Source organism: Pseudomonas sp. MWU13-2105, from assembly GCF_023242315.1.
Lineage (GTDB): Bacteria > Pseudomonadota > Gammaproteobacteria > Pseudomonadales > Pseudomonadaceae > Aquipseudomonas.
In genome coordinates this window covers 38,938-61,904 of sequence record NZ_JALLIY010000010.1, presented here as the reverse complement: position 1 = coordinate 61,904, position 22,967 = coordinate 38,938, and the positions used below count along the sequence as shown (strand labels likewise).

Sequence of the window (22,967 nt, the reverse complement as noted above, 5' to 3'; positions counted from 1 at the left end):
TCAGACGGTGCGCGAGAACAGGCCTTTCTGCCCGGCCCCGAGGTAGGCATCAAAGGCCATGGCGGTGCTACGCATCATCAGGTGTCCCTGGGGCAGCAGTTGCAGGCCTTGGTCGTCGATCTCCAACAGACGATCGCGCACCTGCTCCTGCAGTTGTCCCAGGGACTCGGCAAAGTAGTGCCTGAAGCGGATGCCATGGGCCGTCTCGAACTTGCCGAAGTCGATGCGGCCATGGCACATCAGGTCGTTGATCACGTCGCGGCGCAACAGGTCGTCGGCATTCAGGCGGTAACCGCGATGCACCGGCAACAAGCCTTGATCGAGCCGCGCGTAGTACTGCGAAAGCTCCTTGACGCTCTGGCTGTAGCTGTCGCCGACCTTGCCGATGGCCGATACCCCGAGGCCGATCAGATCGCAGTCGGCATGGGTCGAATAGCCCTGGAAGTTACGGTGCAAGGTGCCGTTGGCCCGGGCCAACGCCAGCTCGTCCTCCGGCAAGGCGAAATGGTCCATGCCGATATATACATAACCGGCCTCGGTCAGCCGGCGGATGGTCAGTTCGAGCAATTCCAGCTTGCGCTCGGGCGGGGGCATGTCCGCCGGGCGAATCAAGCGCTGCGCGCGGACCCGCTCGGGCAGATGCGCGTAGCTGTAGGCGGCGATCCGATCCGGGCGCAGGGCGATGATCTTGCCCAGGGTGACATCGAAGCTCTGTGTCGTTTGCAGTGGCAGGCCGTAGATCAGGTCGACGCTGATCGATTTGAAACGCGCCTGGCGCGCCGCCTCGACCAGCGCATGGATCTGCGCTTCGCTCTGCTGGCGGTTGACCGCCGCCTGGACCGCCGGGTCGAAGTCCTGCACGCCAAAGCTCAGGCGGTTGAAGCCCAGCCGCCGCAGGACATGAATCTGTGCGGTATTGATGGTGCGCGGATCGACCTCGATGGAAAACTCGTGGTCATCGCTGTCATCCATTTCGAAAGCCTGATGCAGGCAGGCCATCAGTTCGGCCAACTGCTCGCCGCTCAGATAGGTCGGCGTGCCGCCGCCCAGGTGCAACTGCGTGAGTTTGCGGCCAGGCTCGAACAAAGCGCCCTGCATGAGGATTTCACGCTTGAGATAACCCAGGTACTCGACCGCGCGATGGGCTTTACGGGTGATGATCTTGTGGCAGGCACAGTAGTAACAAAGGCTCTGGCAAAACGGAATATGGATATAGGCCGAGAGCGGCTTGGGGATCGCCGCCTGGTTGCTGGCCCGCACCGCTTGCTGATAATCGTCCATGGCAAAGGCCTGATGGAACTGCGGCGCGGTGGGGTAAGAGGTATAACGCGGCCCCGGGCGATCATATTTCTCGACCAGGGCACGATTGAAATCAAAGGTAGGCATCATGTTCGACAAACTCGTGATGGGCTGAGTACGCCGGACGGTTCACATCCGCGTCGAACAGCTGGCAGATGGCATCCAGCTCGCGCCGACCGGCAGGCAGAATGCTGATGAAGCGCTCCGACAACTCCACCAGCCCGTCGCGAGCCATATGTTCAAGACGCGGCCAGGCGGCCGAGAAGTACTGGCGGAAAATCACGCCGTAGCGGCTTTCGATGGCCAGGACATCCAGCTCCAGGTCACATTCCAGGCGCTCCCTGACCCGCTGCCTGATCTGATCGCCGGCCTCGCAGCGCCAGCCACGACAGCTGGCCAACTGACCCGCGTCCAGTTGCTGCAGATAGTCGGATAGCGCTTCGCTGTTTTGCACCGACAGCTCGTCGAGCTGACTGATGGCGCCCAGGCCAAAACCGACATGGTCGCAATAGCCGTGGCAGGTAAAGCCCTGGCAGTTGCGGCGCAAGCGGCCACGTTCCTGGGCCAGCAGCAGATCATCGTCGGACCTGACGAACTGGCCCAGGCCAATGTACTGGTAGCCCGCCGCCAGCAACTGCTCGAAGCAGATCCGTCGCATCGCCGCCTTGTCCGTTGGGCTGCTGGCGGCTCTGCGGTATTCATTCTCGCGCCGGTAGCGCCGTGGCGGCTGGGCGTAGTCGAAGACCTGCAGGCGGTCGGGCTCCAGCTCGATCAGGGTCGCCAGTTTCAGTGCGAAACTCGACGGCGTCTGCCAGGCGTGGCCATAGCCCAGGTCGACATTCACCGATCGGTAGCCAAAGGTCCGGGCCGCGTCGATCAGCGAATGGATCGGCGCCGGGTTCTGGTAGCAGGCCACCGACAGTTCGCTGTCCGTGCCGATATCCGGCACACCGATGCTGACCTGGTTGAAGCCCAACTCGCGGAGCAAGCCCATGGTCGCCCAGTCGGTATGGTGCAGATCGACTTCGACGCGGTAGTCGCCGCCATCGTGCTCGATAAAGTTGAAGCGCTTGCGCAACTGGCTCATCAGCCGCTGCAAGGCGTCCGCATCCGGCGTCGCGCCGCCCAGATGGAATTGCTCGACCCGTTGCTGCGTGCCCAGGTGACACGCGACCAGATCGATCTCGCGCTCCAGTCGCTGCAGATACGCTGCGCTGCGGCCGCGCTGCTCGCCCAGGGCGAGCAACTGCACGGCCAGGGACAGTGGACGGCACTTCTGGCGGCTGAGACGCAAGGCCCGCAGCAAATCCAGGGAACCGATACCGGTATGAAACTTGTCGCTGTCGGCATGACCGTTGAGGTCGAGAACGCCTTGGTCGCGTCGAACCAGTCGTTCGCCGCGCGGATGAGGTAAATCGAGCATGACAGAACTCCGAGACGGGCTGCGGATTTGCAGTGTCCGGTGTTGGCGCCCGGGGCTCCTTGATTTGCATCAAGCGGGCCGGTGCCCGCGCGCAACCGCCCGTCCGACTCACCAGCTCAGGTAAAACATGCCCTTGGCCAACAGCACGATCAACACCATGTGGCCAAACAGGCTGTAATGGATGAAGTGCAGGTAGCGGGCATTCATCCGCGCGCTTTTGAACAGGAACATCGCTCCCAGGAAATGCCCGAGCACACTGGCCGCGAGCAGCATTTTCAGGGCCAGCAAGGTGCCGAATGAGGACGCCAGTGGTGCCGCGAGGGCCGGCAGATAGCGCAACCAGACCATCCCCAGCCCGGCGCCGAACAACACCAGCAGGACCCAGGGAATCAACGTCCGGGCGCGCCGCCCGATGCCCTGCTCGACCAACAGCATGACCCGGGCCGGCAGTTGCCGGCGAATGCTCTCCAGGAACAGCACCTCGAAGAACACCGTGCCGATAAACACCAGCGCGGCAAACAGATGCAGGGTGAGCAGCAGCGGATAGATCATGGGGCCCTTGATTTCGACGGCAAGCGAGAGGGAGATCGGTCCCATGGCCCTGGCCTCGGGGCGGCTTGCCCTGGCGCCGTGGGTCATCGGCCTGCTGCGAGGCTACAGCGCCGGCCAGTAGCTGCCGTTGACGTTAATCAAGAAACCCGGCTGTGCCGTGGAGCGCGCGGTACGGCATGCCTGAAAAAGATATTGTGTTGCCGCGAAAGCCAGTGTTATGTTTATAACACCAAGCGACAAAATGACATAAACATAACAATCCCGAATCCCGGCGCGCCGATATGCCCATGGAAAAGAACAGCTTTCTTCTGTTACTGGAGCAACAGTTCTCCAGCCTGACCCCCACCGGCAAGCGCATCGCCAGCTATCTGCTGGGCAATCCGGAGCAACTGCCGTTCGAGTCGGCCGACAGCATCGCGCAGCAAGCCTCCACCAGCGGGATTTCCGTCGGGCGTTTTTTGCGCTCGCTGGGTTACCGCAACCTCGATGAGGTGAAAAAAAGCCTGCGCGGTGAAGCGCCGAGCTCATGGCTGATCACCGACCGGATTGCCGCCTTTCGCGCCGAAAGCAACCAGGACGACGCGCTCGACCGCTCGATGACTCGCGAAATCGAGGCCATCCAGCACGCCTATGGCCTGGCCCGTAGCGAGGCCTTTGGCAAGATAGTGCAACGTATCCACGAAGCCGATGCGGTGTTCATTCTCGGGATCCAGTCGACCCGCGGGATACTCACCGCCTTCCATAGCCACCTCGAATACATTCGTCCCAAGGTCTACTACGTCGACGGCCTCTCAGGCATCTACGCGGAAACCCTGAACTCCGGCTTCGCCAATCCCTACGCGATCATTGCCGACTTCCGCGCCTACTCCAGCGTGACCCAGACCTTCTGTGACGCGGCGCTGGAAAACCACCTGCCCCTGGCCCTGATCACCGACCTGCAATGCCCCTGGGCGCGGGACTACTCGCTGGATCTGCTGCAACTGAAAACCGATGTCGGGCAGTTCTGGGACTCCCCTGCTCCACTGGCCTGCCTGTTGAACCTGGTGGTCTCGGCCGTCGCCGAGAAGTACGGCGAGCGCCTCGATGAGCGCCTGGCCAAGAATCGTCAATTGCAAAAAGCCTTCGGCCAGTTCGAAGGCTGAGCACCGCCTCTGTGAAGCCCAACTGGAGTGTTTGTGTGAACAACAGCCCCCTTGTAGAGATCGATGCCCAGCGTTATCAGGTGCAAATCGACCTGATCTACGCCAGCGCCGACAACCTGGCTGGAAAAGTGATCTACCCGACCGCCCGTTGCCTGCTGCATCGGCAAGCCGCCGAGTGCTTGAACAAGGCCAGCCAACTGGCGCGCCTGGCCGGACTGACCCTGCGCATCTACGACGCCTATCGCCCGCCCTACGCCCAGCACCTGTTGTGGGCGGCCTTGCCGAACAATGACTACGTGCGCGACCCGCACCTGGGTTCCCACCACAGCCGTGGCGTGGCGGTGGACCTGACCCTGGTGGACAGCGACGGCGAGCCGCTGGATATGGGTACCGCCTTCGATGCCATGGAACAGCGCTCCCATCAGTTCTACCCCGACCTGCCCGCCGAGGTGCAACGCAATCGCCTGCTGTTGCTGGGGATCATGCTCGGCGCCGGGTTCCAGGCGATCGATACCGAATGGTGGCATTACGAACTACCGAACGCCGACGATTACCCCCTGCTGGAGGAGGAGCCAGCCCCCTGAAAAAGCCAAGCAACGCGCAACGCCAGCACTGACGAAACCACAGAGTTTCGCAAGCGACACAGCACAGCCCACCTGCGGTGCGGCTGAAAACAACAACAAACAGCGTTATTGATGCTTCACCTGCAACTGCCCGGTTATAGCTTTTATAAAAAACCTGACGAACTTCCATACATCGAATGATCAAGGAAACCGGCATGAACCCAACGAACACCGTGACCCGCACATCCTTTCCCGGCACTGGCAAACTGCTGCTGAGCGTCCTGTGCAGCGCCTTGAGCCTCGGCGCCTGGCAAGCCGCCAGCGCGGCAGTGCCCAAAGACACGCTGGTCATCGGCAAACCCGCCGACCCGCAGACCCTCGACCCGGCCGTGACCTTTGACAACAACGACTGGACCATCACCTATCCGTCGTATCAACGCCTGGTCGGTTACAAGGTCGAGGGCGATAAAAGCAGCACCGAAGTCCAGGGTGACCTGGCCGAGAGCTGGAGCGTGTCCCCGGACAACCTGGTCTGGGAATTCAAGATCAAACCTGGCAACAAGTTCGATGACGGCGCCCCGGTGGACGCCGCCGCGGTGAAGTTCTCCTTCGATCGCCTGATGACCCTCAAGCAGGGGCCGTCCGGGGCCTTCCCCGAGGACATGCTGGTGACGGTGGTCGATCCGCAGACCATCCGCTTCACCCTGAAGACACCGTTTGCGCCGTTCCTGTTCACCCTGGCCCACAACGGCGCCTCGATCATCAACCCGGACGTACTGACCAAGACACCTGACGTCAATGCCTGGTTGTCCAGCCACACCGCGGGCTCCGGCCCCTTCCGCCTGAGCGCCTGGCAGAAAGGCCAGTCGCTGACCCTGGAGCCGAACAGCTACTTCGCCGGGCCCAAGCCGGCGCTGAAAAGCGTGGTGGTCAAGATCATCGCCGAGCCCTCCGTGCGCCGCCTGCAGCTGGAACACGGTGACCTGGACATCATCGAAGACATGCCCGAAGACCAGCTCGGCGTGCTTGCCAAGAAGTCCGGCGTGGTGGTCCGGGAATTCCCGTCGCTGCGGGTGACCTACCTGTACCTAAACAACAAGAAGGGCCCGCTGGCCAGTGTCGATGCACGTCGGGCGATTACCGAAGCCGTCGACTACAACGGCATCGTCAAAGGCATTCTCAAGGACAAGGCCAAGCTGATGAACGGGCCGATCCCGGACGGCATGTGGGCCTACGACAGTACGTTGCCGCCGATGAAACAGGACCTCGCCGCCGCCAAGGCGAGCCTGGCCAAGGCTCCGCAAAAGATCACCAGCCTCAGCTACATGTACTCGGACAAGGATCCCAACTGGGAACCGATCGGCCTGACACTGCAAGCCGCACTGGCGCCTCTGGGCATCAACCTGAAGATGGAGAAGCTCGCCAACGCAACCTTGCGCGAGCGTGTCGGCCAGGCCGATTACGACATAGCCTCGGGCGCCTGGAGCCCGGACTTTGCCGACCCCTACATGTTCATGAACTTCTGGTTCGATTCGAAGATGCAGGGCCTGCAAGGCAACCGTTCGTTCTACAGCAACCCCGAAGTCGACAAGCTGATCCGCGAGGCGGCCGCCACCAGCGACACCGCCAAGCGCGTCGAGCTGTACCAGAGCGCACAGAAAATGGTGCTCAAGGACAGCGTCTACGCCTACCTCTATCAGAAGAGCTACACCTTGCCGATGCGTGATGCGGTCAAAGGCTATGTGTTCAACCCGATGCTCGAACAGGTCTTCAACCTGGGCAGCATGAGCAAGTAACCCTGCTCCCCCGCGCCGGCCGTTCGCGGTCGGCGCGGTGCCTGATTCTCGTCGTTGCTGTGACTGAGGTGCCAAATGGCCTTCCTGACTCTATTGCGCAAGCGCCTGCTCGGCCTGGTATTGGTCGTGTTCGGCGTTTCGCTGATTACCTTTGCAATTTCGCACCTGATCCCCGGGGACCCGGCCCGACTGATCGCCGGCGACCGCGCCAGCGATGCGCTGGTGGCGGGCATCCGCCACCAGTTGGGCCTGGACCTGCCGCTGTATCAACAATACGGCCGTTACCTGCTGGACCTGCTGCATGGCGACCTGGGTACCTCGATCCGCACCAACCGTCCGGTGCTCGAAGACCTGCAGGCGTTCTTCCCCGCCACTCTGGAGCTGGCCCTGGTGGCGCTGCTGCTGGCGATCCTGGTCGGCGTGCCGCTGGGGGTGCTGTCGGCGGTCTATCACAATCGCGCCATCGACCAGATCGCCCGCACGCTGGCGGTCACCGGTATTTCCACCCCGGCCTTCTGGCTCGGGCTCGGGGCGATTGTGCTGTTCTACGGCCAGCTCGGTTGGTTGCCCGGCGGCGGGCGCTTGTCCGAGGGGCTGGTACCGCCGCCGACCTTCAGCGGTTTCTACCTGATCGATGCGCTGCTTGCCGGCGACGGCAGCCTGTTTCTCGATGTGCTGCAACACCTGATCCTGCCAGCCGCGACCCTGGGTTTCGTCACCCTCGGCGTGGTCGCCCGGCAGATTCGCTCGGCCATGCTCGAACAACTGGCCGAGGACTATATCCGCACCGCCCGTGCCTATGGTCTGTCGCGCTGGACGGTGATCCTGCGCCACGCCCTGCCCAACGCGCTGATCCCATCAGTGACCGTGCTCGGGCTGACCCTCGGTGACCTGCTGTATGGCGCCGTGCTGACCGAAACCGTGTTTGCCTGGCCCGGCATGGGCGCCTATGTGGTCAAGTCGATCCAGTCGCTGGACTTCCCGGCGGTGATGGGCTTCGCGATCCTGGTGTCGTTCATCTATGTACTGCTGAACATGGCCATCGATCTTTTGTACCGCGTGATCGACCCACGCATCGGCGAGGTGAATTGAAATGTCCGTGACCCTGACCGCCGCGCGCGGCCCGCGCTGGGGCGAAAAGCTCGCCTACCTGGCCTATCAGATCCGCCGCAGCCCGCTGACCATGGCCGGCCTCACGATCAGTTTTATTGTCTTGCTGTGCATGCTCTTCGCCCCTTGGCTGGCCAGCCACGATCCCAACGCCCTGGACCTCGGCGCGCGCCTGATGCCGCCGTCCGCCGAGCATTGGTTCGGCACCGATGAGGTCGGCCGGGACCTGTTCAGCCGGGTCTTGTTCGGCAGCCAGCAATCAGTGGGCGTCGGCCTGTTCGTGGCCTTTGCCTCGTGTTTGATCGGTGGTTTGCTCGGCTGTTTTTCCGGGGTGATCGGCGGGCGTTTCGACGCGCTGATCATGCGCCTGATGGACATCATGCTGTCGGTGCCGTCCCTGGTGCTGATCATGGCCCTGGCCGCCGCGTTGGGCGCCAGCCTGTTCAACGCCATGCTGGCGATCACCCTGGTACGGATTCCGTCCTATGTGCGACTGGCCCGCGGCCAGGCCCTGAGTATCCGCCAGATGGGCTACGTCAAGGCCGCACAGACCTTCGGCGCCGGGCGCTGGCACATGGTCCACTGGCACGTGGCGCGCAATGCCATGCCGCCGCTGCTGGTGCAACTGAGCCTGGATATCGGCAGCGCCATTCTCATGGCGTCGGCCCTGGGCTTTATCGGCCTGGGCGCGCAGCAACCGACCGCCGAATGGGGCGCGATGGTCGCCACCGGGCGCAACTACATCCTCGATAACTGGTGGTATTCGACCTTTCCCGGCCTGGCGATCCTGATCACCGCGACCGGTTTCAACCTGCTGGGCGATGGCGTGCGCGATCTGCTCGATCCACGGCAACAGGGGAAATGAGCATGCACACCTCCACTCCAGTACTGGCCATCGACAACCTGAGCCTGGAATTCCCGGCGTACCAGAACAACGTCAAGGCCTTGAACGGTGTCTCGCTGCAGGTCAATCCCGGCGAGATCGTCGGCGTGGTCGGCGAGTCCGGCTCGGGCAAGTCGGTCACGGCGATGCTGAGCATGCGCCTGTTGCCCGAGCGCAGCTATCGCATCACCGCCGGCAGCCTGAGGATGCTCGATCGCGACATGCTGGCCGCGTCCGAAAAGGAGCTGCTGCAGATCCGCGGCCGCGATGCGGCGATGATTTTCCAGGAACCGATGACCGCCCTGAACCCGACCCGGCGCATTGGCCGGCAAATGCTCGACGTAATCATCCATCACCAGAAGATCAGCGCCGCCGAGGCCCGCCTCAAGGCCATCGCGTTGCTGCATGACATGCATATCGCCAGCCCCGAACAAGTCCTGGACAGCTATCCGTTCGAGCTGTCCGGCGGTATGCGCCAGCGGGTGATGATTGCGCTGGCGTTCTCCTGTGAACCGCAACTGCTGATTGCCGACGAACCGACCACCGCCCTCGACGTCACCGTGCAACGCCAGGTGCTGTTGCTGCTGCGGGAAAAGGCCCGGCAGAAAGGCACCGCCATTCTGCTGATCACCCACGACATGGCCCTGGTCTCGCAGTTCTGCGACCGGGTTTACGTCATGTACACCGGAGCCGTGGTCGAGCAGGGTCGTACCGCCGAGGTCATGGGCAATCCGCAGCATCCTTATACCCGGGGGTTGCTCAGCGGCCTGCCCGAGATGGTCGAGCCGGGGCAGCCGCTGATGACCATCCCCGGCCAAGTGCCGAACCTGGCCGCCCTGCCCCCGGGCTGCACCTTCGCGGAGCGCTGCCCGCACAGCATGCCGATCTGCGCCCGGCGCCCGAGCCTCAACCCCATCAACGGTGATGAGCAGCGCAGAAGCGCGTGCTGGTTACCGGTCAAGGAGCTTTCGTGATGAACAGTGCTGTGATTGGCGCCATGACCGACATGGCGCCCGAGATTCTGCGGCTGGAGGATGTGCGCGTCCGGTTCCCGGTGAGCAATGACTGGCTGGGCCGACCACGGGGTTACGCCCATGCGCTGAACGGCATCGACCTGCAGGTCAGGGCTGGCGAAACCCTGGGTATCGTCGGTGAGTCGGGTTGCGGCAAAAGCACCCTGGCGCAGCTGTTGATGGGCTTGCTGGCACCGAGCAGCGGCGCGCTGAGCTGGGCCGCTCGCGCCGATGGCCAGGCCAGCAGCAATGTGCAGATCGTGTTCCAGGACCCGCAATCCTCGCTTGATCCACGCCTGCCGATCTGGAGGATCATCACCGAGCCGCTGTACGCCCGGGGGCATGCACCGCGGGCACAGATGCGCGAGATCGCGGCCAGGGTCGCGGCCCAGGTCGGCATACGCCCGGAGTACCTGGACCGCTTCCCCCATCAGTTTTCCGGTGGCCAGCGCCAGCGCATCGCGATTGCCCGCGCGCTGTCGTCCGACCCGGACATCATTGTCCTCGACGAACCGACCTCGGCGCTGGACATCTCGGTGCAGGCGCAAATCCTCAACCTGCTGGCGGAGCTGCAACGCGCGCGCAACCTGACCTACATCCTGATCTCCCATAACGTCTCGGTCGTACGGCATATGGCCGACCGGGTGGCGGTGATGTACCTGGGGCAGATCGTCGAACTGGGCAGCGCCGCCCAGGTGCTGGAGCAGCCACGTCACCCGTACACACGCCTGCTGCTCGAAGCGGTGCCGCGCCTCGGCGTCCCCCTGCATGCGGAACAGCTGGCGGCGCCGACCGAACTGCCGGGGAACCGGCGCCTTCCGCAGGGCTGTTTCTTTCGTGAGCGCTGCAGCCTGTGCACGAGCGGCTGCGAGAAACCCCAGGCCTTGCTGGGAGAGGAGGTGCAGCGGGTCAGGTGCCATGTGCAAGGCTGATCCTGTCGTGCGGCGCAAAGGCCGCCGCCCGCAGCGGTGTGGAGCCTGAGCAGACTTCGGTTTTCAAAATGTGACGCCGCGTGTTGAGAATGACACTAATGTTCTGTAGGTCATTGGATTTTTCACATCACGGATCGCTGGACACCATGAGAAAAACGACAAAGCAGCTGCTGGTTCACGAAATCGCCGACTGGCATCACCGTGGCCTGATCGATGCCGAAGCCCGCAAGCGCCTGAGCGCACCGTACGAGCAACCGGGACAACTGTTGTCCAGCGTGCTGCAATGGCTGGGAATCGGTGCGGTCCTGCTGATCGGCATGGCGGTGCTGGGGGGCCTGAGCCTGTTCAGCCAGTCGGTGATGGTCGGCGCCGTGCTGTTTTTCTGCGCCGGGGCCGGCTTGTGGTGGGTCGGTGTGCGCATGGCACGCGATCCGGCCCGGCGCGCGCCGGTCACCGGTGTGGCGCTCCTGACCATCGGCCTGGTCCTGATCGGCGCCAGCCTGTTGCTGGGCTCGTCAAATAATTACGAGGGTGAGCTTGGCAATGTGCCGTTGGCGCTGTTGATCACGGCGCTGCTGAGCGTTCTCACCGCCTACCGTTATCGTTTGCGCTGGCCGCTGCTCCTCGGCCTGCTGTGCGCATTCCACGGGCTTGGGGCCTGGGGCCGGTACGTCGGGAACGGCGGCTATTTTTTCAACATCCAGGACCCACGCTCGATGGCGGTCATTGCCGCGCTGGCGGCGGTATTGGGTTTATCTCACCAACTGGCCGAGGAGCGCGCGTTGCGCCGCTTCTGCGGGTTTGGCCGGCTGTATGTGATCTTCGGGCTGCTCTACCTCAATTGTTCCCTCTGGTTTCTCAGCCTGGATGACCTGGGCCGCGACCCGCGCCTGTGGACCTGGCTGTTTACCCTGGCGGCCATCGGGCAACTGGTGGTCGGCGCGCGCTTCAAGCATCCGAGCTTTACCGGTTTCGCCGTGGTGTTCCTGGGCATCGACCTGTACACGCGCTTTTATGAGTACTCCTGGGACCACCTGGGTATCGCAACGTTTTTCGCGCTGGCCGGGCTCATCGGCCTGTTACTCGGCTGGTCGTTCGAGCGCATGGCCCTGCGCACCAAGGGAGCGGCACAATGAGCCCGGATCAGCGTAATCAACAGGTGCACAACGCACTGGATCAATGGCTGCGAGACGGCCAGATCGACATCGACCAGCACGCACGGATCGGCGAGCGTTATGTACTGACGCGCTGGGACTGGCGCTCGCTGGGTCGCTGGTTCCTGACCTTTGGCGCGATCAGCCTGGCGGCGGGGTTGCTGCTGTTTCTGCGCGAACACCTGGAATTCACCCTGCCGAAACTGGCCGCCAGCCTGGCGCTGGCAACCCTGGGGCTACTGGTTGGCGGGCGCTGGTTGATCGGCAGGCAGCTGAAACTGCTGGGCGGCACCCTTGAGTTGCTCGGCGGCTTTGCCTTGATCGGCAGCAGTTTCGTGCTGGGCATGATCTATTCGGATGGCTCGGGCAACTGGCCGGCGCTGCTGCTGGTCGATCTGCTGATCCTGCTGGTGCTCAGTTATGCCCTGAACAATGTCTTGCTGTTGACCCTGTGCAGCGTGCTGTTCTTTGTCTGGTTTGGCGGGCGCAGCGGCTATCAGTCCGGCTGGGGCGCTTACTGGTTCGGCATGAACTACCCGCTGCGCTTTCTCGGCGCGGCGCTCGCGTTGATCGCGGCGGGCGTGCTGCATCTGCGCGGCGAGGCCGGGTGGCTGGGGCGTTATGGCGGCTTTGCCAAGGTGTGGATTTCCTGCGGCTTGTTTGTCGGCGAAATGTCCCTGTGGCTGCTGTCGCTGTTTGGCAGCTACGAGCTGATCGATGGCCCCTGGCACCTGGCCGATGCCGGTGAACTGGTGCTGTATAACCTGCTCTGGGGGCTGGTCAGCCTGGGGATTCTGGCGCTGGGGATCCGTTTGCGTTTCGGCATGCTGGTGGGCTATGGCTCAACCTTCTTCATCATCCAGCTCTACACCCTGTTCTTCACCCAGATCGCCGAGACCCTGGGTTGGCTGCTGAGTCTGCTGATAGCCGGTGGCAGCCTGCTGGCGCTGGTGATCTGGCTGGAGTCCGCGCGACGGGAACGCCGTGGCGCCGCAGCTACCGACGCTTGAATCAGCGTCACCCGACGGCATACTTTGATGTAGATCAATCGCGGCACTTCGAGGTTCTGTAGTTTGAAAAAACCACAACCCGTCACCCATTCCGGGGAAGCGTCATGTACTGGTTTCGCCATCGTCAACCAAGGTTCATACGCCTGGCCATCGTGCTCTGGCTGTTGGCCTTTGGCTTGGCGGCGAGCCAGGGATGCCTGGTACTTCCCGAGCACAATCCGGTTACCAGCCATGCTTCGCTGAACACCGCGCAAGATGGCGCCAGCCACGCTGCCCATAGCTCTGGTTGCCTGCAACACTGTGCCGATACGGCGATAGCCGTGAGTCCTTCGCCGCATTTTCAAGCGTTCGACTTGTTCAGTTGGACGTTGCTGTTGCTGATCCCCGCGTTGCTCCTGTTGTACCCCGCCACGCTGTCTGTTTTTCCCTTTCTCGTACTACGGCGCCTTGCACCAGCCAAGCCGCCTGCCCGCCTGATTTTCGTCCGTTTCAACGATTAAAGCGACTTTCAGCGCGCCGAACCCCGGCCGCTACCCCTGACTGCGCCAATCCGGCGCGGCTTGCTTTTACCTGTGTTGTCCTCACCCTCTGGAGATTGCCATGCATAGCTCATTGAAACTGATCCTTGCCGCCTTGCTTGTAAGCAGCCCGCTCATCGTCTCGGCCGCCGAGACGCCACAGCCGGAACAGACGCCGACCGCGCCGGCTCAAACCAGCGACACAAGCACGCCCATGCAGAACAAGGCCATGACCGAACAAATGCAAAAGATGCAGGCGGCACGCGACAAAATGCTCGCCGCCAAGACCCCCGCCGAGCGAAGAGCGGCCATGCAGGAAGGCATGAAGACGATGAAAGACGGCATGGGCATGCTGCAACAAAACTGTAACGGCATGGGCATGTCCGGCAACAACGGCAGCATGGGAATGATGAACATGATGATGAAGATGATGGATCAACAGTCGAGCATGATGAAAATGCCCATGGGCAAGTGATCCCTGGCATAGCGATGTAGCTGCAACGGCGATTTCACCCTGGCCGGCATGGCCAGGGTGAAATCGCCAGGCATCGAACCACTGGACAGCATTCTTTCGGGAGTACAGGACCATGATTAATTCCCCGCACCCCAGCAACACCTCACCGACCTTCTGGAGAAGCCGAGCCGGCATGGCACTAGGCATGCTACTGCTGATCGGGATGTTCTATCTGGCCAGGGAGCACTATGGCCATGTGCTGGGCCTGCTGCCCTATATGATTTTGCTGTTGTGCCCGCTGATGCATTTCTTCGGGCACCACCACGGTGGTCACGGACATCACGGAGAAAACTCAGCTTCCACCCCGGATGAAAAAAGGAATTAATTCATGCACGGCGCCGAACACCATCATGGGCACCCCCCAATAGCCCAGTCTGAAATCGAGCAGGTTGCAACAGCGGCACCCGCGGTGGCCACGGAATACACCTGCCCCATGCATCCGGAAATCCGCCAGATCGGCCCCGGCAATTGCCCGAAGTGCGGTATGACCCTGGAGCCGGTGATTGCCGAACCCGAGGAAGAAGACAACCCCGAACTCAAGGACTTCACCCGGCGCTTCTGGTGGACCTTGCCATTGACCGTGATCGTCACCCTGCTGGCCATGGGTGGCCACGCCCTGGTGCTGTTCCACGGCAGCACGCAAAACTGGCTCGAATTCGGACTGGCCAGCCCCGTCGTGCTGTGGGCCGGCTGGCCGTTTTATCGGCGCGGCGTGCGTTCGCTGGTTCAGCGTAGCCCGAACATGTGGACGCTGATCAGCCTCGGTACCGCGGCGGCCTACCTGTACAGCGTCGTCGCCACCCTGGTCCCCGGCGCCTTCCCCAGCCACTTCATGATGGCGGGCCGCATCGGCGTGTACTTCGAGGCGGCGGCCGTGATCATCTCGCTGACCTTGCTCGGCCAGATGCTCGAACTCAAGGCGCGCTCGCAAACCTCGGCGGCCATCAAGTCGCTGCTTGGACTGGCCCCGAAAACAGCCCGACGGATCAATGCCGATGGTACGGAACAAGACATCCCCCTGGCTCACGTACAGAGCGGTGACCGGCTACGGGTGCGACCGGGGGAAAAAGTGCCGGTCGACGGCCAGGTGCTCGAAGGTGAAAGCGCCGTGGACGAGTCGATGCTCACCGGCGAGCCGATACCGACGATGAAGCGACCGGGCGCCCCCTTGATCGGCGCGACCCTCAACAGCCACGGCAGCTTGGTGATGCTGGCGCAGAAAATCGGCTCGGCCACCCTGCTCGCACAGATTGTACAGTTGGTGGTGCAGGCCCAACGCTCAAAAGCGCCGATGCAACGTCTGGCCGATGTGATTGCCGGTTACTTCGTCATGGTGGTGATCAGTATCGCCGCGCTGACGCTACTCGGCTGGGGCCTGTGGGGCCCCGAGCCAAGCTGGGTGTTCGGCCTGATCAATGCCGTCGCGGTCATGATCATCGCCTGTCCCTGTGCCCTTGGCCTGGCAACACCGATGTCGGTCATGGTCGCCACCGGCAAGGCAGCGGGCAGCGGTGTGTTGTTTCGCGATGCCGCCGCCATCGAGAACCTGCGCAAGATAGATATCCTGATCGTCGACAAGACCGGCACTCTCACCGAAGGTCGACCCGAGTTCCACAGCGTCGAGGCCGTCCCCGGATTTACTCAGCAGGAAGTGCTGCGCCTAGCCGCGAGCCTCGATCAGGGCAGCGAGCATCCGCTGGCCCAGGCGATCGTCAAACAAGCCCGCGCCATCGGCCTGAGACTGAGCCCAGCGGAAAACTTCGAGTCCGCCTCCGGTATTGGCGTCAGCGGCCTGGTCGAGGGTCACCACCTGCAGTTGGGCAATACGCTGTTGATGCAGGAAGCGGGCCTCACCACCGAGCGCTTGCAAGCGCGGGCCGAGAAGCTACGCGGCGACGGCACGAGCATCATGTACCTGGCGGTCAATGGCGTCCTGGCAGGCTGGCTGGCGGTTGCCGACCCCATCAAGCCGACCTCGAAACAGGCAGTGGAGCGTTTGCAGGCAGATGGAGTCAGGGTGATCATGGCGACTGGCGACGGCCTCGGCACCGCGCGCTCGGTAGCTCGCCAACTGGGTATCGAGGAGGTGCATGGCGAGGTCAAACCGCAAGACAAGGAACGCCTGGTCGCGGCGCTGCAACAAGCCGGACACCGCGTGGCGATGGCCGGCGACGGTATCAACGATGCCCCCGCACTGGCCCGCGCCGACGTGGGTATCGCCATGGGCACCGGCACCGATGTGGCAATGAGCAGTGCCCAGGTCACCCTGGTCAAGGGCGACCTGCTCGGCATCCTGCGGGCTCGCGGCCTGTCGCTGGCCACGGTGCGAAACATGCACCAGAATCTGACGTTCGCTTTCCTCTACAACGCCATGGGCATCCCGCTGGCCGCCGGCTTGCTCTACCCGCTGAGCGGTCACCTGCTGTCCCCACTGATTGCCGCCCTGGCCATGAGCGTCAGCTCGGCATCGGTGGTGTTCAACGCTTTGCGCCTGCGCCGTGTTTCGATAGTTTGAGCCAGGGAAGCCGGCTTGACCTTGCCACCATGGAAAGGTTGAGGATAAAGCCGGAACCAGAAAAAAGCCGCAGCGCGCTTGCTGCTGTCGGCAAGTGCTGTTTTTTGAACGGGAGACCCCCCATGAACACCCGATTACGCATCGCCATGCTCAGCGCCTTGTTGCTGACCGGAGCGGCCCAAGCGGCCGAGGTCATCGACGTCTACCGCGACCCGAACTGCGGCTGCTGCAAGGCCTGGATCAAGCATCTTGAAAGCAATGGCTTCAGCGTTCGCGACCACGTCGAACCGAATATGAGCGAAGTCAAACAGCGCCTTGGCGTTGCACCGCGCCTGGCTTCCTGCCACACCGCCGTGATCGACGGTAAATTCGTCGAAGGGCATGTGCCCGCCGCACAGATCCGCGACTTGAAGAACCACCCCGACCTCGTCGGAATCGCCGTGCCCGGCATGCCCATGGGCTCGCCGGGAATGGACAGTGGCCCCAGCAAACAGGCCTATCAGGTGATAGGCCAGAGCCAATCCGACGCCGATCAGGTAATCGCCGAGTATCCTGGCAATTGACCCATGGTTTCAGACGGCTTGGACGGTAGCGTGGCGGCAGCGGCTGCCGCCACGAACCGCGCGACCTGACGGCTGAGTCCAGGGACTCAGGCGTTCAGGCCGATCCAGCCATGGATGCCCACGTACAGGCCGACACCGATGATCAACACGCTGGACAGGTAAGGTGCCCGGCGCGCAACGCTGCCCAGCCAAGGCCAACGGTTGGAGGCTTGCCGGGCGCCAATCGCCGCGGCAACCCCCACCGTGACCAGGGTCAACGCCAGGCCGATGCTGAAGCTCAGGACCAGCATCCCGCCCAGCGCAACCTCCTTGACCTGAAGACACAGCAACAAGACGGTGATGGCCGCCGGACAAGGGATCAAGCCGCCGGTCAGACCGAACACTATGACCTGCCCGGTGGTGACCTCGCGGTTGGTAAAGCGCTTGCGGATATCATTGGCATGCGCTCGTTCATGGGCATCCTGATAGCCGTCAATCGACAGTTCCAGGCCTTCCAGCTCGGAATGCACATGCCCGTGATCATGCTCCTGGTACTCCAGGTCGTAATCATGGGAGTGCCCGGCATGCCCGAGACTCAGGCGCGCGCTGAATTCATGCGGCTCCGGGATATCGACCGTCGACTCGAGGAACCCTTCGCGCTCGACGAATGCAAAGGTCTGGGTGCTGCCGTCTGGACGGGTAGTCGTCAGGCGCACATCCGCAGCCGACCAGGCATGGCCGCTCAACGTCTTCATGCGCCAGTGCGGCGGCATGCCCTGTTCAAAAATCGACAGTTCGACGCGGCCGTGCCCGGTATCGATCCGCTGTGTTTCATCATGGTGATCATGAGCATGATCATGCTCGCCATGATGATGGTCAGCGCCTTGCTCGAACTTGAACATCTGCTCGCCACGCCAGGTGCGCCAGAGCATCCAGAGTGCAATCAGAATGATCAGCGCCGAGGACGCGAGCTGGAAGTAAGGCTCGGTGGTCTGGGCGTCCAGGCCCTTGCCCAGGTACATGCCGCCGATGGCCACCAACCAGACTACCGCGGTGTGCGACAGCGTCGCGGCCAGGCCCAGCAATACGGCCTGTTTGACCGAGCCCCGGATCGCCACGATAAACGCCGCCATCATGGTTTTCGAATGACCGGGTTCCAGGCCATGCAGGGCGCCGAGCAGGATCGCGCTCGGGAAGTACAGCCAGGCGTGGGAACCGCCCTGTTGCAAGAGTTCAGCGAAGTTGGGCATGTCAGAACCTAGAGATACTTGGTGATTTGTTTAAAGGCTTCCAGCGGTGCGCGCTCGCCGCTGTTCAGCGCCGAAACGGTATCTTCCAGACAGTGATCGATGTGATCCTGGATAAGCGTGCGCTTGGCCTGGCACACCGCTTTTTCCACGGCATGCAGTTGCTGGGCGATGTCGACGCACTCACGCCCTTCTTCAATCATGCCGATGATGCTGCGCAAATGGCCGTCGGCACGCTTCAGGCGCTTGATGATCGCTTCATGGCTCTGGTGGGGATGGGGGTGGCCATGTTCGTGCTCGCTCATGACTGGCGTCTCGGGTCTCGATGAATGACGCGCGCATACTATCCCCCCCTATAGGATAGAGCAAGCTTATGGCGAGCACGGCCGACCGGGAAACAGCCAGGCAGGGCCGCGTAGCCGACCCTGCCGCTGATGCATCAGGCGCTTATTGATCATCCTCGCGCCGTGGCAATGGTGGCCGGTACTCGTTGGCCTCTTCGGCATCGGGCGCTTGCATTGAGCTGGCGGGCATGAACACATGGGTCAGCAGCTCCCGGGCATCGACGTCGAGCACCCCAGGCACCGCCCGGACCCGCTCAATGACCTGCTCGCACTGACGATGGGTCAGTACCCGACCGCTCAACGCCACCGTACCGGCATGGGTTTTCACATGGATATGCAGGCTTTGCGCGGAGTCCGCCATGGCCAGGGCGGATTTGACCCGGGCGGTGGTCCACGTGTCGTGCACGGCCATGCCCAGATCGTGGGAGTAATGCTGCAAGGAATGGTTTTTCATGGCAGAACCCTCTGTCGAGCCTTCAGACGTACTGTTCATACCTGGGGCGCGGCTGTGGAGTACGCGCCACCGCCACACAGACGCTGATTAATTATAGTGCGCTCTACCCAAAAGCGATGGCAGGCGCCCGGCGGCACCCAATCCCCCCTACTCGGAACGCAACTGAGCCCGGGCCCGTCGAAAGGCATGGGGCGATTCCCCCGTCCAGCGCTTGAACGCATGGATAAAGCTGGCGGACTCGGAATACCCCAGCGTCTCGGCAATCTGCTCGATCTGCAGGCGCGACCCCGTCAACAGACGTTCGGCCATGACCTCACGGACTTCGTCGCACAAGCCGAGATAGCTCGCGCCCTCCTCGCGCAAGCGACGCCGCAAGGTCCGCACCGACATGCACAGGGTTTCGGCCAATGCCGTCATGGTCGGCATGGCGGCCGGTTGCGCGGCCAGTAACTCGCGCACCCGCCCGACCAACCCGCCGCTCTTCGGCGCGCCCTGCAAACCACGGCGACACTGGTCATGGGCGATATGCAGCGCCAGGGGATCGGCCAATGCCAGGAGGATATCCGCATCGACCTGACTGAAGACCAGGGCGCTTTTCGGTGCATTGAAGCGCGGGCGCACACCGGTCAGCCGTTGATAAGGCTCAACATCGGCCGGCTCGGCAAAGCTGAACTCAATGGCCCGGGGTAGCGCCGTGCGTCCAAGCAGATCGCCAGCGATCCTCAGTCCGGCGACAAAGGACCGCTCGACGATGAACGGGCGCAGATCCAGGGGAACATCGCTCTCTTCACATTCGATTCGCAGGTCCGTCGCCCTGGCATCGATCGCCACCCGCACCAGGCTGGCGTTCAACTCGGAATAACGCGGAATCAGTGAAAAGGCATCGCGCAAGGTGGAACTGCTGACCAGGGCAAAGCCCAGTGCGGCCAGTGAGGTGAAGCGGTAGCGCGTCCCCACTTCCAGGCCCAGGCCTGTGACGCACCCGCAGTGCTTGAGCAGGTTGCGGATCAGCCGGAATTCCTGCTCGAAGGTAATAAGGCTGGTCGGGTTTTCCAGGTCGGCGGGCTCAAGTCCGGAGCCCGCGAGAAAATCCATGCTCGACAGGCCGCGCTCGGCGCCGACCTTGGCCATGATCACCGCACTGCTGATGCTACGCTGTTGATTATTCACCCGCGCGTCGACTCCGCCGAAAGGAACCCAAGGTCGATCACAGTGCACTCCTATCAATTAAATGGCCGAACAGATCATGTTCACCCCAGACGCCATCGCTAAACTATCGCCAACGCAGGACCGCGCAACACTCGCCCGCTTCGATCCGGGCACAAGCCGTCGGCGGCGTGCTCCATTTCGCCTATCAGACCAGAAACCTCGACCGTGATGAATACCCTGCCCCCCTGCGTCCCCCGTCCGCACGGACGCCTGCCTCGCGGCGCCAAAGCGCTGGCCGGCGCGCTGGCCGGCCTGCTCCTGGCCGGCTGCAAGCAAGCACCGTCGATCAGTGTGATCGGCGCGTATTTCCCGGACTGGTTGTTTTGCGCAATCGCCGGCGTGCTGCTGACCTTCCTGGTCCGGGCCGTGCTGCTCAGGACACAGCGTACTGCATGGCTGCGGCCCTGGGTGCTGAGCTACCCGCTGCTGGCCCTGCTTTTTTCGCTGCTGAGCTGGCTGGTCTTCTTCTAACCCGGGCGTTTCCCCATGCAAACACACTCGTCTCCACACCTTCCTCGTCGACTGCTGATCGCCGCCCTCTGCATTGCCGCCCTGGGCCTGTTGCTCTGGGTGATCGCCCGGCTGGATGCGCAACCGCGCACCGACGACGCCTATGCCTATGCCGATACCGTCAATGTCACCCCGCAGGTCAGCGGGCGCATCGTCGAGCTGCCGGTGCGGGAAAACCAGCCGGTCCATCAGGGCGATGTACTGATGCGCATCGATCCGCGCCCCTACCAGGCGGCACTGGACGAGGCCAAGGCATCACTGGTGGAACTGGATCGGCAGATCGGCCTGAACGAACGCCAGGTCGCCGCCCAGCGCCTGAATGCCGCGGCGGCGCATGCCGAAATCGAGCGGGTCCAGGCGCTGGCCAAGCAAAGCGGCGACACCCTCAAGCGCCAGGAGGCCCTGCTGGCCCACGGATATATCTCGGCGGAGGCCATCGACCAGTCACGAACCTCCAGGCGCAGTGCCCAGTCGCAACTCAATGTCAGCCAGCTACAAGCTCGCCAGGCCACTGCGGCGGTCAGCGGTGTCGATGCGCTGGTGGCCCACCGGGCGGTGATTGAAGCGCAGATCGCCCGGGCCGCGCTGAACGTCGAGTACAGCACCGTTCGCGCACCGTTCGAAGGCCGCGTGGTGGGCCTCAAGACCGCCGCCGGCCAGTTCGCCTCGGCGGGCCAGTCGGTGTTCAGCCTGATCGATACGGGGCACTGGTATGTGGTGGCGAATTTCCGTGAAACCGAGCTGGAAAACATTCGCCCGGGCGACGCCGCCAGCGTTTACCTGATGAGCGATACCCGCCGGACATTCAGTGGCAATGTCGACTCGATCGGCTTCGGCGTGTTTCCCGACGATGGCGGGACGGATATCAACGGCTTGCCCAAGGTCGCGCGGTCGATCAACTGGGTCCGGGTTTCGCAACGCTTTCCGGTGCGCATCCGGGTCAATGGCGCGGACCTGCAGCCGTTTCGCCTCGGGGCGTCGGCGGTGGCGGTCATCAGCACCGGTAGCGCTCCGACAGCCGCCGCGACGGCCGCAACGCCATGAAGGGAAACGCGCTGGGGCAATCGTTATGGGAAATTTTCAAGGAAGAAATGAGCGATCAGCCTGGCAGGGCGGACGCAGTCTTCCGTCATCTGCTCTCTTGCACGATTGTCATCCTGCTCGCCATGAGCTTGCAGGTGCCGTTGCTGTCCATCTCCCTGGTGCTGGTGTTTTTCGTCACCCAGTCGAGCGTGGCCCTGACCAAAATGCTCGGCACGCTGTTTATCGTCAGTGCCACCCTCGCCGTGGGCCTGGCGATCCTGCTGCTCAAATTCAGCTTCGACTATCCGCTGCTGCGCATCGCCGGCGCCAGCCTGGTGTTTTTCGTCAGCGTGTTTTTCATGCGCACCTGCCGGCTCGGGCCGCTGTTTTTCGTGGTGGCCCTGGTAACCCTCTATATCCAGAGCCAGGTGGACCTCAATAACGATCCCGAAGCCCTGACCCGCGCCTGCCTCTGGGCCTGGGTCGCGATTGCCTATCCGACGCTGGTGACCGTGGCGGTCAACACCCTGCTGCTGCCGGCACCTGCGCCACCCGGTGACAAGGCAACGACCGCCAAGCCGCCACTGCTGGTGGCCGATGCCTTCGAAAACCCGGTTTATCCGCAGTTCGCCTTCAAGACCCTGCTCGCCACCCTGCTGTGCTACCTGCTCTACACCGCGGTCAACTGGCCCGGTATCCACACCGCCATGCTCACCTGCCTGATCACCGCCATGCCGAGCCTGGAAAAAACCCTGCACAAAGGCTTGCTGCGCATCCTCGGTTGCCTGGTCGGCAGCGCCCTGGCCCTGTTGTGCATGGTCTGGGTGGTACCGCGCATCGACAGCATCGTCGGCCTGTTGCTGATGAGCCTGCCGGTGCTGGGCCTGGCCGCCTGGGTCAGCGCCGGCTCGCCGCGCAGCAGCTATGCCGGGATCCAGATCGTGTTCGGCTTCGCCCTGGCGCTGCTGGCCGACTTCGCGCCGATGACCGACCTCAGCGAAATCCGCGATCGTCTGGTGGGCATACTGCTGGGGGTCGGCGTGACCGCCTTGATTCATGTCGGGTTATGGCCGGAGCCGGCGAAAGCCTGAGGCCAGCGCACTACTGCTCGCTGTTTCACGACAACCCGGCCCTCGGCCGTGGCGGTACTGCCACCACTGGTGCCAGCCCCCCAAAAAAAACCATCACCTCCTGCAAAATACCCGGCCCGGCGT

At 62.9% G+C, this 22,967-nt stretch carries 24 protein-coding genes; 17 read left to right on the top strand and 7 right to left on the bottom strand.

Annotation, left to right across the window (positions count from 1 at the left end; translation table 11 throughout):
- The 3 genes from hemN to M5B96_RS15965 form a co-directional block, all read right to left on the bottom strand.
- On the bottom strand, positions 1–1,389 hold the full coding sequence (hemN, locus tag M5B96_RS15975; protein WP_248797702.1) for an oxygen-independent coproporphyrinogen III oxidase: 1,389 nt from the start codon (positions 1,387–1,389) through the stop codon (positions 1–3).
- Entirely contained in the window at positions 1,373–2,722 is a 1,350-nt protein-coding gene (locus M5B96_RS15970; protein ID WP_248797701.1) for a coproporphyrinogen III oxidase, read from the bottom strand. The genes hemN and M5B96_RS15970 overlap by 17 nt, the downstream gene beginning before the upstream one ends.
- Before the next feature lie 108 nt (positions 2,723–2,830).
- Positions 2,831–3,274, bottom strand: a complete 444-nt coding sequence (locus M5B96_RS15965) for a CopD family copper resistance protein (RefSeq protein ID WP_248797885.1) — start codon at positions 3,272–3,274, stop codon at positions 2,831–2,833.
- Positions 3,275–3,555: 281 nt separating this feature from the next.
- Between M5B96_RS15965 and M5B96_RS15960 the strand changes: the two genes are divergently transcribed.
- From M5B96_RS15960 to M5B96_RS15895, 14 genes are all read left to right on the top strand, one after another.
- Complete coding sequence (locus M5B96_RS15960) at positions 3,556–4,416, top strand: MurR/RpiR family transcriptional regulator (RefSeq protein ID WP_248797700.1); 861 nt, start codon at positions 3,556–3,558, stop codon at positions 4,414–4,416.
- A gap of 35 nt (positions 4,417–4,451) precedes the next feature.
- Complete coding sequence (gene ddpX, locus M5B96_RS15955; protein WP_248797699.1) at positions 4,452–5,000, top strand: D-alanyl-D-alanine dipeptidase; 549 nt, start codon at positions 4,452–4,454, stop codon at positions 4,998–5,000.
- A 194-nt stretch (positions 5,001–5,194) separates the two neighbouring features.
- Complete coding sequence (locus M5B96_RS15950) at positions 5,195–6,775, top strand: ABC transporter substrate-binding protein (protein WP_248797698.1); 1,581 nt, start codon at positions 5,195–5,197, stop codon at positions 6,773–6,775.
- A gap of 75 nt (positions 6,776–6,850) precedes the next feature.
- Positions 6,851–7,867, top strand: a complete 1,017-nt coding sequence (locus M5B96_RS15945) for an ABC transporter permease (protein WP_248797697.1) — start codon at positions 6,851–6,853, stop codon at positions 7,865–7,867.
- Position 7,868: 1 nt separating this feature from the next.
- Complete coding sequence (ddpC, locus tag M5B96_RS15940; protein ID WP_248797696.1) at positions 7,869–8,750, top strand: D,D-dipeptide ABC transporter permease; 882 nt, start codon at positions 7,869–7,871, stop codon at positions 8,748–8,750.
- Positions 8,751–8,752: 2 nt separating this feature from the next.
- On the top strand, positions 8,753–9,742 hold the full coding sequence (locus tag M5B96_RS15935; RefSeq protein ID WP_248797695.1) for an ABC transporter ATP-binding protein: 990 nt from the start codon (positions 8,753–8,755) through the stop codon (positions 9,740–9,742).
- Positions 9,742–10,713: an ABC transporter ATP-binding protein gene (locus tag M5B96_RS15930; RefSeq protein WP_248797694.1), complete on the top strand. Its 972-nt coding sequence runs from the start codon at positions 9,742–9,744 to the stop codon at positions 10,711–10,713. The genes M5B96_RS15935 and M5B96_RS15930 overlap by 1 nt, the downstream gene beginning before the upstream one ends.
- Before the next feature lie 146 nt (positions 10,714–10,859).
- Positions 10,860–11,849: a DUF2157 domain-containing protein gene (locus M5B96_RS15925; protein WP_248797693.1), complete on the top strand. Its 990-nt coding sequence runs from the start codon at positions 10,860–10,862 to the stop codon at positions 11,847–11,849.
- On the top strand, positions 11,846–12,877 hold the full coding sequence (locus M5B96_RS15920) for a DUF2157 domain-containing protein (protein WP_248797691.1): 1,032 nt from the start codon (positions 11,846–11,848) through the stop codon (positions 12,875–12,877). The genes M5B96_RS15925 and M5B96_RS15920 overlap by 4 nt, the downstream gene beginning before the upstream one ends.
- 104 nt (positions 12,878–12,981) lie before the next feature.
- Positions 12,982–13,377: a hypothetical protein gene (locus M5B96_RS15915; RefSeq protein WP_248797689.1), complete on the top strand. Its 396-nt coding sequence runs from the start codon at positions 12,982–12,984 to the stop codon at positions 13,375–13,377.
- A gap of 100 nt (positions 13,378–13,477) precedes the next feature.
- Entirely contained in the window at positions 13,478–13,870 is a 393-nt protein-coding gene (locus M5B96_RS15910) for a hypothetical protein (protein ID WP_248797687.1), read from the top strand.
- A gap of 112 nt (positions 13,871–13,982) precedes the next feature.
- Positions 13,983–14,234: a DUF2933 domain-containing protein gene (locus M5B96_RS15905; protein ID WP_248797685.1), complete on the top strand. Its 252-nt coding sequence runs from the start codon at positions 13,983–13,985 to the stop codon at positions 14,232–14,234.
- A 108-nt stretch (positions 14,235–14,342) separates the two neighbouring features.
- Complete coding sequence (locus tag M5B96_RS15900; RefSeq protein ID WP_248797884.1) at positions 14,343–16,424, top strand: copper-transporting P-type ATPase; 2,082 nt, start codon at positions 14,343–14,345, stop codon at positions 16,422–16,424.
- A 122-nt stretch (positions 16,425–16,546) separates the two neighbouring features.
- On the top strand, positions 16,547–16,987 hold the full coding sequence (locus M5B96_RS15895; protein WP_248797683.1) for a DUF411 domain-containing protein: 441 nt from the start codon (positions 16,547–16,549) through the stop codon (positions 16,985–16,987).
- An 86-nt stretch (positions 16,988–17,073) separates the two neighbouring features.
- Here M5B96_RS15895 and M5B96_RS15890 read toward each other — a convergent pair whose 3' ends face one another.
- The 4 genes from M5B96_RS15890 to M5B96_RS15875 form a co-directional block, all read right to left on the bottom strand.
- The gene (locus M5B96_RS15890; RefSeq protein ID WP_248797681.1) at positions 17,074–18,216 is read right to left on the bottom strand and encodes a nickel/cobalt efflux protein RcnA; all 1,143 of its coding nucleotides are present in this window, start codon (positions 18,214–18,216) and stop codon (positions 17,074–17,076) included.
- 8 nt (positions 18,217–18,224) lie between these two features.
- Positions 18,225–18,518: a metal-sensing transcriptional repressor gene (locus M5B96_RS15885; protein WP_248797680.1), complete on the bottom strand. Its 294-nt coding sequence runs from the start codon at positions 18,516–18,518 to the stop codon at positions 18,225–18,227.
- Positions 18,519–18,660: 142 nt separating this feature from the next.
- Positions 18,661–19,011, bottom strand: a complete 351-nt coding sequence (locus M5B96_RS15880; RefSeq protein ID WP_248797679.1) for a BON domain-containing protein — start codon at positions 19,009–19,011, stop codon at positions 18,661–18,663.
- 147 nt (positions 19,012–19,158) lie between these two features.
- Positions 19,159–20,181: an AraC family transcriptional regulator gene (locus M5B96_RS15875; RefSeq protein WP_248797678.1), complete on the bottom strand. Its 1,023-nt coding sequence runs from the start codon at positions 20,179–20,181 to the stop codon at positions 19,159–19,161.
- A gap of 207 nt (positions 20,182–20,388) precedes the next feature.
- Between M5B96_RS15875 and M5B96_RS15870 the strand changes: the two genes are divergently transcribed.
- Genes M5B96_RS15870 through M5B96_RS15860 form a run of 3 tightly spaced genes read left to right on the top strand, consistent with a single transcriptional unit; the run spans position 20,389 to position 22,844 of the window.
- The gene (locus M5B96_RS15870; RefSeq protein ID WP_248797677.1) at positions 20,389–20,691 is read left to right on the top strand and encodes a YtcA family lipoprotein; all 303 of its coding nucleotides are present in this window, start codon (positions 20,389–20,391) and stop codon (positions 20,689–20,691) included.
- Positions 20,692–20,706: 15 nt separating this feature from the next.
- Entirely contained in the window at positions 20,707–21,774 is a 1,068-nt protein-coding gene (gene mdtN, locus M5B96_RS15865) for a multidrug transporter subunit MdtN (RefSeq protein WP_248797676.1), read from the top strand.
- A gap of 47 nt (positions 21,775–21,821) precedes the next feature.
- Positions 21,822–22,844, top strand: a complete 1,023-nt coding sequence (locus M5B96_RS15860) for an FUSC family protein (protein WP_248797675.1) — start codon at positions 21,822–21,824, stop codon at positions 22,842–22,844.
- Positions 22,845–22,967: the final 123 nt, after the last annotated feature.

Excerpts from the sequence above, each read along its gene's own strand:
- M5B96_RS15890 (WP_248797681.1), bottom strand. The coding sequence starts at position 18,216 with ATGCCCAACTTCGCTGAACTCTTGCAACAGGGCGGTTCCCACGCCTGG.
- M5B96_RS15920 (WP_248797691.1), top strand. The coding sequence starts at position 11,846 with ATGAGCCCGGATCAGCGTAATCAACAGGTGCACAACGCACTGGATCAA.
- M5B96_RS15970 (WP_248797701.1), bottom strand. The coding sequence starts at position 2,722 with ATGCTCGATTTACCTCATCCGCGCGGCGAACGACTGGTTCGACGCGAC.
- M5B96_RS15880 (WP_248797679.1), bottom strand. The coding sequence starts at position 19,011 with ATGAAAAACCATTCCTTGCAGCATTACTCCCACGATCTGGGCATGGCC.
- M5B96_RS15910 (WP_248797687.1), top strand. The coding sequence starts at position 13,478 with ATGCATAGCTCATTGAAACTGATCCTTGCCGCCTTGCTTGTAAGCAGC.
- mdtN (WP_248797676.1), top strand. The coding sequence starts at position 20,707 with ATGCAAACACACTCGTCTCCACACCTTCCTCGTCGACTGCTGATCGCC.
- M5B96_RS15895 (WP_248797683.1), top strand. The coding sequence starts at position 16,547 with ATGAACACCCGATTACGCATCGCCATGCTCAGCGCCTTGTTGCTGACC.
- M5B96_RS15900 (WP_248797884.1), top strand. The coding sequence starts at position 14,343 with ATGCATCCGGAAATCCGCCAGATCGGCCCCGGCAATTGCCCGAAGTGC.
- M5B96_RS15885 (WP_248797680.1), bottom strand. The coding sequence starts at position 18,518 with ATGAGCGAGCACGAACATGGCCACCCCCATCCCCACCAGAGCCATGAA.
- hemN (WP_248797702.1), bottom strand. The coding sequence starts at position 1,389 with ATGATGCCTACCTTTGATTTCAATCGTGCCCTGGTCGAGAAATATGAT.
- M5B96_RS15860 (WP_248797675.1), top strand. The coding sequence starts at position 21,822 with ATGAGCGATCAGCCTGGCAGGGCGGACGCAGTCTTCCGTCATCTGCTC.
- M5B96_RS15935 (WP_248797695.1), top strand. The coding sequence starts at position 8,753 with ATGCACACCTCCACTCCAGTACTGGCCATCGACAACCTGAGCCTGGAA.
- M5B96_RS15915 (WP_248797689.1), top strand. The coding sequence starts at position 12,982 with ATGTACTGGTTTCGCCATCGTCAACCAAGGTTCATACGCCTGGCCATC.
- M5B96_RS15925 (WP_248797693.1), top strand. The coding sequence starts at position 10,860 with ATGAGAAAAACGACAAAGCAGCTGCTGGTTCACGAAATCGCCGACTGG.
- M5B96_RS15950 (WP_248797698.1), top strand. The coding sequence starts at position 5,195 with ATGAACCCAACGAACACCGTGACCCGCACATCCTTTCCCGGCACTGGC.
- M5B96_RS15930 (WP_248797694.1), top strand. The coding sequence starts at position 9,742 with ATGAACAGTGCTGTGATTGGCGCCATGACCGACATGGCGCCCGAGATT.
- M5B96_RS15960 (WP_248797700.1), top strand. The coding sequence starts at position 3,556 with ATGCCCATGGAAAAGAACAGCTTTCTTCTGTTACTGGAGCAACAGTTC.
- M5B96_RS15870 (WP_248797677.1), top strand. The coding sequence starts at position 20,389 with ATGAATACCCTGCCCCCCTGCGTCCCCCGTCCGCACGGACGCCTGCCT.
- ddpC (WP_248797696.1), top strand. The coding sequence starts at position 7,869 with ATGTCCGTGACCCTGACCGCCGCGCGCGGCCCGCGCTGGGGCGAAAAG.
- M5B96_RS15905 (WP_248797685.1), top strand. The coding sequence starts at position 13,983 with ATGATTAATTCCCCGCACCCCAGCAACACCTCACCGACCTTCTGGAGA.
- M5B96_RS15945 (WP_248797697.1), top strand. The coding sequence starts at position 6,851 with ATGGCCTTCCTGACTCTATTGCGCAAGCGCCTGCTCGGCCTGGTATTG.
- M5B96_RS15965 (WP_248797885.1), bottom strand. The coding sequence starts at position 3,274 with ATGATCTATCCGCTGCTGCTCACCCTGCATCTGTTTGCCGCGCTGGTG.